This is a genomic window from Vibrio sp. 10N.286.49.B3 (genome assembly GCF_002873395.1).
Lineage (GTDB): Bacteria > Pseudomonadota > Gammaproteobacteria > Enterobacterales > Vibrionaceae > Vibrio.
This window is the reverse complement of record NZ_MCUV01000048.1, coordinates 1-10583: the sequence shown is the minus strand read 5'-3', so window position 1 is coordinate 10583 and position 10583 is coordinate 1. Positions and strand designations below refer to the sequence as shown.

Annotated in this window: 13 protein-coding genes and 1 pseudogene; 11 read left to right on the top strand and 3 right to left on the bottom strand. The window is 41.4% G+C overall.

Annotation, left to right across the window (positions count from 1 at the left end):
* The 6 genes and pseudogenes from BCU68_RS15560 to gloA all read left to right on the top strand — a co-directional run.
* Positions 1 to 235 (top strand): annotated as a pseudogene (locus BCU68_RS15560) (electron transport complex subunit RsxC); the annotation flags it as partial.
* Positions 235 to 1281 (top strand): electron transport complex subunit RsxD, encoded by a 1047-nt coding sequence (gene rsxD / locus BCU68_RS15555; protein WP_102565669.1) that lies wholly within the window; start codon positions 235 to 237, stop codon positions 1279 to 1281. The pseudogene BCU68_RS15560 and the gene rsxD, both read left to right, overlap by 1 nt.
* Before the next feature lie 8 nt (positions 1282 to 1289).
* The gene (gene rsxG / locus BCU68_RS15550; protein WP_102565668.1) at positions 1290 to 1925 is read left to right on the top strand and encodes an electron transport complex subunit RsxG; all 636 of its coding nucleotides are present in this window, start codon (positions 1290 to 1292) and stop codon (positions 1923 to 1925) included.
* Positions 1918 to 2607: an electron transport complex subunit E gene (locus BCU68_RS15545; protein ID WP_102565667.1), complete on the top strand. Its 690-nt coding sequence runs from the start codon at positions 1918 to 1920 to the stop codon at positions 2605 to 2607. The genes rsxG and BCU68_RS15545 overlap by 8 nt, the downstream gene beginning before the upstream one ends.
* 62 nt (positions 2608 to 2669) lie before the next feature.
* Positions 2670 to 3305 carry an endonuclease III gene (nth, locus tag BCU68_RS15540; RefSeq protein WP_102565666.1) on the top strand — a complete coding sequence of 212 codons (636 nt, stop codon included), beginning with the start codon at positions 2670 to 2672 and terminating at the stop codon, positions 3303 to 3305.
* A 39-nt stretch (positions 3306 to 3344) separates the two neighbouring features.
* Complete coding sequence (gene gloA, locus BCU68_RS15535; RefSeq protein WP_102565665.1) at positions 3345 to 3761, top strand: lactoylglutathione lyase; 417 nt, start codon at positions 3345 to 3347, stop codon at positions 3759 to 3761.
* 86 nt (positions 3762 to 3847) lie between these two features.
* Here gloA and BCU68_RS15530 read toward each other — a convergent pair whose 3' ends face one another.
* Positions 3848 to 4699, bottom strand: a complete 852-nt coding sequence (locus tag BCU68_RS15530) for an OmpA family protein (protein ID WP_241901391.1) — start codon at positions 4697 to 4699, stop codon at positions 3848 to 3850.
* 220 nt (positions 4700 to 4919) lie between these two features.
* Between BCU68_RS15530 and rnt the strand changes: the two genes are divergently transcribed.
* Together rnt and BCU68_RS15520 are read left to right on the top strand one after the other, a co-directional pair.
* Positions 4920 to 5576, top strand: coding sequence for a ribonuclease T (rnt, locus tag BCU68_RS15525; RefSeq protein ID WP_102565663.1), 657 nt, complete (start codon positions 4920 to 4922; stop codon positions 5574 to 5576).
* A 60-nt stretch (positions 5577 to 5636) separates the two neighbouring features.
* Entirely contained in the window at positions 5637 to 6962 is a 1326-nt protein-coding gene (locus BCU68_RS15520; protein WP_102565662.1) for a Na+/H+ antiporter family protein, read from the top strand.
* A 92-nt stretch (positions 6963 to 7054) separates the two neighbouring features.
* On the opposite strand, the gene BCU68_RS15515 is transcribed toward BCU68_RS15520, so the two are convergent.
* The gene (locus tag BCU68_RS15515; protein ID WP_102565670.1) at positions 7055 to 7678 is read right to left on the bottom strand and encodes a DsbA family protein; all 624 of its coding nucleotides are present in this window, start codon (positions 7676 to 7678) and stop codon (positions 7055 to 7057) included.
* A gap of 111 nt (positions 7679 to 7789) precedes the next feature.
* Positions 7790 to 8125, bottom strand: a complete 336-nt coding sequence (gene grxD, locus BCU68_RS15510) for a Grx4 family monothiol glutaredoxin (RefSeq protein ID WP_102565661.1) — start codon at positions 8123 to 8125, stop codon at positions 7790 to 7792.
* Positions 8126 to 8387: 262 nt separating this feature from the next.
* Between grxD and sodB the strand changes: the two genes are divergently transcribed.
* From sodB to BCU68_RS15495, 3 genes are all read left to right on the top strand, one after another.
* Positions 8388 to 8972 carry a superoxide dismutase [Fe] gene (gene sodB, locus BCU68_RS15505; RefSeq protein WP_102565660.1) on the top strand — a complete coding sequence of 195 codons (585 nt, stop codon included), beginning with the start codon at positions 8388 to 8390 and terminating at the stop codon, positions 8970 to 8972.
* A 150-nt stretch (positions 8973 to 9122) separates the two neighbouring features.
* Positions 9123 to 9626: a VC2046/SO_2500 family protein gene (locus BCU68_RS15500; protein WP_102565659.1), complete on the top strand. Its 504-nt coding sequence runs from the start codon at positions 9123 to 9125 to the stop codon at positions 9624 to 9626.
* A 227-nt stretch (positions 9627 to 9853) separates the two neighbouring features.
* Positions 9854 to 10552, top strand: coding sequence for an SDR family oxidoreductase (locus tag BCU68_RS15495; RefSeq protein WP_102565658.1), 699 nt, complete (start codon positions 9854 to 9856; stop codon positions 10550 to 10552).
* The last annotated feature ends 31 nt before the right edge of the window (positions 10553 to 10583 follow it).

Here is a 10583-nt window from a genome sequence, read left to right as displayed (position 1 = left end):
AGCCGCAGTTGCCGCTGCCATCGCACGTGCTAAAGCCCGTAAAGCAAAAGCAGCAACGGATAACGCAGCGCCAACAGGTGAACAAACTTCAGACGCTAGCGAGCCACAAGCAACGGCTGATACCGAAGTTGACCCGAAAAAAGCCGCAGTTGCCGCTGCCATCGCACGCGCTAAAGCCCGTAAAGCTCAAGCGGAACTCGATAAAGCCACATCCAATAACGAGGAGACAAAGTAGTGTCTTTTTTTACTGCTAGCTCACCACATGTACATATGCGCCGCAGCACGCCGACTCTAATGAAGTGGGTTGCCCTATGTGCTTTGCCTGGCTTAATCGCCCAAAGCTACTTTTTTGGTTGGGGGACACTGATTCAATTGGTCCTCGCCATTTTTGTTGCCGTTATCTTAGAGGCTGGGGTTTTCTTACTGCGTAAGCGCTCACCAATAGCAGGGCTACGGGACTATAGTGCCATCGTCACGGCATGGCTTCTTGCGGTTGCTATCCCACCCTTCTCGCCATGGTGGATTATTGTTATTGGTCTTATTTTTGCCATTATTATTGCTAAGCATTTATATGGCGGTTTAGGTCAAAACCTCTTTAATCCAGCAATGGTTGGCTATGTCGTACTACTCATCTCTTTCCCTGTACAGATGACAAGTTGGGCATCACCAGTGACATCCAGTGTTGATGGCATCTCTTTTATCGACTCCTTTTCACTAATTTTTACCGGTTACAACAATGACGGACTCTCCTTACAGCAGATAAGAACCGGCATTGATGGCATTACCATGGCAACCCCTTTAGATGCATTAAAAACGTCACTGCATACGGGGAACACCATGCAGGAAGCATTAACTCAGCCTCAGTTTAGTCGTTTTGCTGGCATTGGTTGGGAGTGGGTCAATATTGCCTATTTAATTGGCGGGCTTGTTTTACTCAAGCAGAGAATCATTCAATGGTACATTCCTGTTGGATTTTTAGCTGGCTTGATTCTAACTAGTGGTGTGTTTGCACTTATCTCTCCAGGGGTAACGGCATCACCGATTATTCACCTATTTTCTGGCGCGACCATGATTGGGGCGTTCTTCATTGCAACGGATCCGGTTTCAGCAGCGACAACCGTAAAAGGACGCCTGATCTATGGCGCGTTTATTGGTAGTTTAGTCTTTGTGATCCGCAGTTGGGGAGGGTTCCCTGATGGTGTGGCATTTGCCATATTACTTGCAAATATGTGTGTTCCATTAATTGATCACTACACCAAGCCTCGCACTTACGGCCACTAAGGATCTTTATGTTTACTGCAATTCGAAAAAACGGTCTTATCCTTGCTATTTTTGCTTGTGCTTCTACGGGTGTCGTTGCTATTACTCAATATTTAACTGCCGACCAAATCCACCGTCAAGAGCAAGCTCAGTTGCAAAGAATACTAAACCAAGTAGTCCCTGAAAATTTGCATGATAACGAACTGTTTGCAGCCTGCACACTGGTCTCTGATCCAGCGTTAGGCACTGAAAGTGCTATGCCGGCTTACATAGGAACGATGGATGGTAAGCCTAGTGCCATCGCCATTGAAGCCATCGCTCCAGGAGGCTACAACGGTGCCATTAAAATTATCGTTGGCTTAACGATTGATGGCGTTATCACCGGAACCCGAGTACTTACCCACCAGGAAACACCAGGGTTAGGTGATAAAATTGATATTCGAGTTACCGATTGGATTGATGGGTTTATCGGTAAACGCGTTAACGAAACGAACCTTTCCCAGTGGAATGTACGTAAAGATGGTGGTGAGTTTGATCAATTTACCGGTGCCACGATTACACCAAGAGCGGTCGTTAAAGCCGTAAAACAAACCGTTAACTATGTAAATCAAAATCAAGCGACGCTATTAACTCAAGCATTAAATTGTGGAGGCACAAATGAGTGATCATAAAACACTAATTAAGAATGGCTTATGGGATAATAACCCAGCCCTTGTGCAACTATTAGGCTTGTGTCCACTGCTTGCCGTTTCATCAACGTTAACCAATGCATTAGGGCTAGGGATCGCAACCTTACTCGTACTTGTTGGTTCAAATGTGACGGTTTCATTGGTTCGTCATCATGTCCCTAAAGAAGTGCGTATTCCTATTTTTGTCATGATCATTGCTGCACTTGTGACTTGTGTTCAGCTGCTAATGAATGCTTATGCTTATGGTCTATATCAATCACTTGGCATCTTTATTCCATTGATTGTGACAAACTGCATCATCATTGGTCGCGCTGAAGCTTTTGCATCAAAAAATGAAGTGTTACCAGCCGCTCAAGATGGGTTTTGGATGGGTTTAGGTATGACGGGTGTTTTAGTCCTTCTTGGGGCTATGCGTGAAATCATAGGTAATGGTACATTATTTGATGGCGCGGATTTATTACTCGGTGATTGGGCTGCGGTACTTAAAATTGAAATATTTCACTTTGATAATAGCTTTTTACTTGCTCTGCTACCACCAGGGGCCTTCATTGGGGTCGGTTTATTAATTGCCCTTAAGAATGTGATTGACCAACGCCGTCAAACAAAAGTATCCAGTACAGACAAGCCAACAATAGAAAGAGTGCGCGTTACTAATTAACCGCTCAACTCATCGGCGCTGAATTTCCCAGCATCCCCTATTTAGAGGGCAGTTTTACGATTATGAACAAGACAAAACGCATTGAAATACTAGAAAGATTAAGAGAGAACAACCCAAAGCCAGAGACAGAACTACACTGGAACTCTCCCTTTGAGTTATTGATTGCTGTCTTGCTGTCAGCGCAGGCAACGGATGTCAGCGTAAATAAAGCGACGGATAAACTCTATCCAATTGCGAATACACCTGAAGCTATTTTTGAGCTGGGTGTGGATGGAGTAAAAGAGTACATAAAAACAATTGGGCTCTTTAATTCGAAAGCTGAAAACGTCATAAAAACTTGCCGTATGCTAATCGACTTACACGACAGCCAAGTGCCAGAGAGCCGTGAAGCTTTAGAAGCACTACCTGGTGTCGGTCGTAAAACCGCCAATGTGGTATTAAATACGGCATTTGGCTGGCCAACCATTGCGGTTGATACACACATCTATCGCGTTTCCAACCGCACTAAATTTGCGATGGGAAAAACCGTTGATGATGTTGAACAAAAGCTGATTAAAGTCGTACCAAAAGAATTTAAGCTTGATGTACACCATTGGTTAATTTTACATGGACGCTATACCTGTATCGCACGTAAACCTCGTTGCGGCAGCTGTATTATCGAAGATTTATGCGAGTACTCTGACAAACAAGATTTGTAAAAACTGACGAATAAATAATTAATTGCTAGGAGCTATATTATGTCATTAGGTCGTGTTCTTCACACTATGCTACGTGTGGGTGATTTGGATAAGTCCATTGAATTTTATACCAACATCATGGGTATGGAATTACTACGTAAGAATGAAAATGCTGAATACAAATACACATTAGCTTTTGTTGGCTATGGTGATGAATCTCAAGGAGCGGTGATTGAGCTAACCTACAACTGGGGTACTGATAGCTACGAACACGGTAATGCTTTTGGTCACGTTGCTATTGGTGTTGATGATATTTACGCAACATGTGATGCAATCAAAGCAGCAGGCGGCAATGTCACTCGTGAAGCTGGACCGGTTAAAGGTGGTTCAACACATATCGCCTTTGTTAAAGACCCTGATGGTTACATGATCGAACTAATTCAAGCTGAGCAAATGAGTGCTGGCTTGGAAGGATAACACCTCTACATCTTCATAATGACTATCTCTCCAGATAGAGATAGTCATTATTTCGCTTTCGTTACAACGATTAGATTAATAGCTTACTAAATTTGATTTCTACCTAAAGAAACGACTACTCGTCGGTTTCTATCTTTGCCAATTGGCGATCGATTATCTGCGATTGGTCGACGCTTTCCATACCCTTGCACTTGAATACGATCTTCTGGTAGCCCTAGTGCTGAAAAATAATCGCGTAACGACTCTGCTCGACGCTCTGATAAATTTTGACTATCCTCATCTCCACTATCGGTATAAGACGCAACCAACACTAAATCAATATCTTGCGTATAACGAATATACTCAGCAATATTTTCTAATCGCTGTTGTGAAATCTTATTTAATTGGTCACTATTACGCTCATAATGAAGCATAGTAAAAGAGATATCTTCAAAGCTATAAGGCAATAAGTTACTCATGCACTGACTGAAGATATTGTACTTTTCTTGAAATAATACCGAAGATAAAGCCACTTCAATACGTTGATCTCGACTTTGCCACTCCTGATAGCTAAACGTTGGATAACGCCCCTTCTCTAACTCAGTTAATAGACTCCACGCCATTTGTCCGCCAACATAACCATCAAACTGCTGAAAAAACTGCATATTGGTAATATGGTGTGCATTTTCCCCCGGACGCCAAGGCGGTGGCATCGAGACTAAACTAACATTTCGAGTTGCGCCCATTGGTCGGTTCATTTTTAATTCAAAATCTAAAATTATTTTCTTACTCGCATGGGATGAGAACTCAGCATCACCAAAGTTAGGGATAGGATGAACTAGACGGCACTCTAATGGTGTATTAACAACCACATCCCACTGTGATTGTATTGGTGTGGCAACATAGCGCTTATTCATCGCCTGACTCAATGGTGAGACCAAGCACGATATAGCTAGCATACTGACACAAAACAACTTATTCATATTGGCGCGTATCTCTTTAAAAGGTAGACATGGCGAAGGATTGCCACTTTGTTGTGAAGTAAGCAAGATGTCAAAGATAGATGCAAAAACCTAGCCATTATAACAAAAAATCCTTGTCTAATATTCAACTTCTCTAGTTTTTATCTCTGCCATAATCTGCAATAATGCCAATCCCATCACATTAATTTGAGCTAATATGACTGTAGAAAATGAAGCTTTAACGCTAAAAAAACGCTTTAGAGGCTATTTACCAGTAGTTGTCGATGTTGAGACCGCTGGGTTCAATGCAAAGACCGATGCACTTTTAGAAATCTGTGCCATTACATTGCGTATGGATGAAAATGGTGATCTTCATCCGGCTTCAACGATTCATTTTCACATTGAGCCATTTGAAGGGGCAAACTTAGAACAAGAAGCCCTTGAGTTTAATGGTATTCGTGACCCATTTAGCCCACTTCGTGGTGCCGTTAGTGAGCAAGAAGCTTTAAAAGAAATCTATAAGCTCATTAGAAAAGACCAAAAAGCTGCTGATTGTAGCCGTGCTATTATGGTCGCACACAATGCTACGTTTGATCTCAATTTCGTTAATGCTGCAAATGAACGAAACAAAATCAAACGTATCCCTTTCCACCCTTTTGCAACGTTTGATACCGCGGCATTAAGTGGATTAGCTTATGGCCAAACTGTTCTGGCTAAAGCGTGTAAAACTGCAGGTATGGAATTTGATAATAAAGAAGCCCATTCTGCATTATACGATACACAAAAAACAGCTGAACTTTTTTGTGGTATCGTCAATAAATGGAAGGCTTTAGGTGGCTGGCCGTTAGCAACCGAAAGTACATCCGATAGCTAGTAAAACTTTATTATCTTACTCAATGTGAGATTCAAACACACAACATTTTATGGAAAAAATATGAACCCTGTCGTTATCTCCGTTTGTGTCATGCTTATCTTAGCTTTGATGCGCGTTAACGTAGTTGTTGCGTTAACCTTCAGTGCTATGGTGGGCGGCTTAGTCGCAGGCATGGATATTAATTCAACTATTGCCGCATTTGAAAGTGGTCTTGGTGGTGGTGCTACTATCGCATTAAGCTATGCAATGCTAGGTACCTTTGCGGTTGCTATTTCAAAATCAGGCATTACTGATCTATTAGCCCAAAGCATTATCAAACGTTTAAATGGAAAAGAGAATCAGACCCTAACTACAGGGTTAAAGTATGCAGTATTATCAGCGTTAATTCTGGTCACTATATCATCTCAGAATGTTATTCCAGTACACATCGCCTTCATTCCAATCCTTATTCCACCACTACTAGGTGTTTTTGCTCGATTAAAGCTTGATCGCCGCTTAGTTGCCTGTGTACTCACCTTTGGTCTGGTTACGCCATATATGGTTCTACCAATTGGCTTTGGTGGCATTTTCCTGCACAACATTTTGCTTAAGAACTTACACGATAATGGCCTTACTGGCATTACGGCAAGCCAAGTTCCTGTGGCAATGTTGCTACCTGCCTTAGGTATGCTGACAGGCTTAGTTATCGCTGTCTTTTTCTCTTACCGTAAACCAAGAGAATACAAAGAAACAGAGCATACTGTTGTTACGACTGAAACTAAAACAATCAATAACAAGCATATCCTTGTAGCTGTTTTAGGTATTATTGCTGCACTAACGGTACAATTATCGACAGGTTCAATGATTATTGGTGCTTTAGCCGGTTTCATGATCTTCACTTTTGGCGGCGTAATTGCGTGGAAAGAAACTCATGATGTGTTTACTAAAGGTGTGCACATGATGGCGATGATCGGCTTTATCATGATTGCTGCAGCTGGATTTGCAGCCGTGATGAAGGAAACAGGCGGCGTCGAAACGTTAGTTCACTCTTTATCAACCAATATCGGTGATAATAAACCTGTTGCTGCACTATTTATGCTTGTAGTCGGTTTACTTGTTACGATGGGAATTGGCTCGTCATTCTCAACCATTCCAATTTTAGCAACTATCTATGTACCACTATCATTAGCTTTTGGCTTCTCACCAATGGCAACGATTGCGCTTATCGGTACTGCTGCTGCACTTGGTGATGCGGGTTCTCCAGCTTCAGATTCAACCTTAGGTCCAACCTCCGGCCTTAATGCTGATGGTCAGCACGAACATATTTGGGAAACGGTAGTTCCAACATTCTTGCACTACAACATCCCACTGATTATCTTCGGTTGGATTGCGGCAATGACATTATAATTTGATCGTTAAGCTCTATTAAATAGTCTTGAATATAAAGCCTTTATTGCCCAGAGCATTAAAGGCTTTTTTATACTTATCTAACGCTATTTTTAGCCTAGCGCTTTAATAATCTTTTCACGTATTGCTGCTAAGGTCGGCTCTGTTGACAAGTAATCCAGCTCAATTGGGTACATAGAGCCATTGATATCAAGCACCAAACTTGGGTAAGAGTTTACCTCAATGCTACGACAAAAATTCAATTGATCAGAAAACTCTTCTTCAACAAGGTTTCCTTTCAAATCATTATTAAACTGCTGCACATTTAACCCTAGCTCTTCAGCGAGTTTCTGGTGCGTATTCACATCATGAGGAGGCATAGCACGTAAGTAGTAAGCATGCTGCAGCGCCTCAAGCATTTCATCATAATGATTTTGAAAACCCGCAGCAATTAAGGCACGGCAAGCAGGGTAAGTCGTTCTTACTGGTTTACATATCGTCCAGTAATCATGATTAAAGGTTGTGCCTAGCTTTGTCTCAATCTGACGCCAAATTGCTTGGAGTTTTTCTTGCATCTCAACGGGCATAGGCACATCTGAATCAGGCGCAAGCCCGCCCATCACATACTCAAATTGAATACTGCTTGGTAACTGCTGTTTAAGTAATTCCAGAGTAGGCTTATAGCCCCAACACCAACTGCACATTGGATCATGCACATAGTAAAGTTTTACATTCATCATAACTTTCATCGCTAAGCTTTACCGTAAATAAGAAATCTATTCACGCTATCATCAACAAAAAAAGGAGCCAAATTGGCTCCCTGCATCTCTAATTAGCATAGAGATTGATTAAGCTTCATCACCAGCAACTTTTGCTGCGGCTTCTTGAATTAGTGGCTTAAGCTCACCTTTTTGGAACATTTCAAGAATGATATCACAGCCACCAATCAACTCACCTTCAACCCATAACTGTGGGAATGTTGGCCATTGAGCGTAAGCTGGAAGCTCAGCGCGGATATCTGGGTTTTGTAGAATATCTACATAAGCAAATTTCTCACCACATGACATAAGCGCCTGAGATGCTTGAGAAGAGAAACCACAGCTAGGAAGCTTAGGAGAACCCTTCATGTATAGAAGGATAGTGTTTTCTTCAATTTGTTGCTTAATTTTATCTATAGTTTCCATTGTATCCTCTTAATGGATGTTCTGTATTACATTCCTTTCATTCTAACCCATTAGGCGAGAATAAAAAGCACATAATAACTAGGGTTATTGTTCATAAAAGCATCTTAGTATACATTTATGATAAATATTATCGTATCTGCTGTTAATAAAGTAAAAACTTGCTAAAATAAACCTTAAGTCAGCAGTACATAACGACTCATACTAATAATTTATCGGAAGCTATAGAAAGAATAACTCTTTCAACTACATGGAGAATCGAGCAATGGCATTTGAACTACCAGCTCTTCCTTACGCAAAAGACGCTCTAGAACCACATATCTCAGCTGAAACTCTAGATTTTCACCACGGCAAACACCACAACACTTACGTTGTTAAGCTAAATGGTCTTATTCCTGGTACTGAGTTTGAAGGTAAAACTCTAGAAGAAATCATCAAATCTTCAACGGGTGGTGTGTTCAACAACGCTGCTCAAATTTGGAACCACACGTTCTACTGGCACTGTTTAGCACCAAATGCAGGCGGTGCACCAACAGGCGCGGTTGCTGAAGCAATCAATCAAGCATTCGGTTCATTTGAAGCATTCCAAGCTAAATTTACTGATTCAGCGATCAACAACTTCGGTTCATCTTGGACTTGGTTGGTGAAAAAAGCAGATGGTTCTCTAGACATCGTTAACACATCAAATGCTGCTACGCCACTGACTGAAGATGGTGTAACACCACTATTGACAGTAGACTTGTGGGAACACGCTTACTACATCGACTTCCGTAATGTTCGCCCTGATTACATGGCAGCATTTTGGAATCTAGTAAACTGGTCTTTCGTTGAAGAAAACTTAGCGCAATAATTAAGTGATACAGCTAAATTAACCTTATACGGGTTTATTTAGTGCTCATTGATTGATGTAGAAACCTGTACTCTTGTGCAGGTTTTTTGCATCACAGCCCTCAAGTTTTTATCTCCTCTGCCGTTAATAGGTTAATCACAGAGGAATATCATGCAAACCACATCAATCGACAACATAGGTATTATTAGCGAACTGACGTTTGGAGCAGGCATTAGCCAAGCTGTCAAACAAGGTCGTCGTGCTGATTTTGCCTTGCTGATGTCTATGTTCTCTGATGATGTAAGAGAAACCACGCCATTAGATACCATCGAAGATGACATAACGACGGAAGATAAGCTCAGAGTTAAATTTGGTGTTGCCCCACATCAGGCATTACGCTCCTCACATGAAACCTATGATCGCTCTGCTCACCAAGCAAAGCTGTTTCATGATGCCAGTCTATCAAGCTCAAAGCTTAGCCACTATCTATCCCCTGAGGCTCTCGCTTTTATGCCAGAAAATACAGCAGATCTCCCAGAAGAAGTCTTTCAAAACTTATCGTGGCACGAACGTCGACGCATAACAGGTAATGCCAAAACAACCCCTATGCCGATAAAACTTTATGAAGCTCTGAATACTGCGCAACGTAAAGATCAAATACAAGTGCAACTGTAAAATAATCCTTTTAAGCAATAACCACTCTTTTTTACCCATTTCACCGCGATATTTAATGCTACCCCCTCCGCTCATCTCTCCCTCAAGTGTGAGTTGACACCCATATTTAATGATTGAAAAGAGCGACTCGCTGTTTTTTGATACCTTTCACACTAAATGGTCATTTTTTAACCCATGCTTAGAGCATACATTTTTAGTCGGGATCTTCGCTCTTTGCGCTTTATATTATGGAAATAAACCAATCAATCATACTTATCACTTCAGCAGGCTCTGTGCTAGGTCAAACCCTTGCACAACACTTTATTGCTTTAGGGGCAAAAGTTTTAGTTTGTGATGCTGACTTACAGGCCCTGAAAGGCACATATAACAACTGTAAACCTCAAGATAACCCTATTGAATATTTCCATATAAAAGACAACGATAGTCAGACAATTCATCGTATTTATGACTATTCACAACTTCAATTTGATGATATCCCAGATGTATTAGTTAACAACTGGCTCAGTTCACCAATGCCGCTTTTATCAAACAATGCTGGGGATCTAAACCACATTAACCACCCTTTTATTGATCAGTTAGCCACCATGGCCAAGGGACTATTTCATTTTGGTCAAATCGGAGCCGAGCGTATGCTGCTGAATAATAAGAAAGGGGTAATTATTAATGTGATATCACACGAAGATCATCACAACCTTTCTGGGGTAGAAAATGCGACATCAATGGTCACAGGGTTTACACACAGTTGGGCAAAAGAGCTCTCTCCCTTTAATATTCGAGTTGGCGGTGTTATCCCTGCACTCACAAACACTGATACGCATGTTGAACCTTCTCATTGGGCAGAAATTCAAGATGAGCTTATACGTAGTACTGAATATATTGTTTCCAATGAGTACTTTAATGGTCGAGTGGTGACCGCTGAGATCTAATACCAATTCCATTAATTACTTTATCAAATTA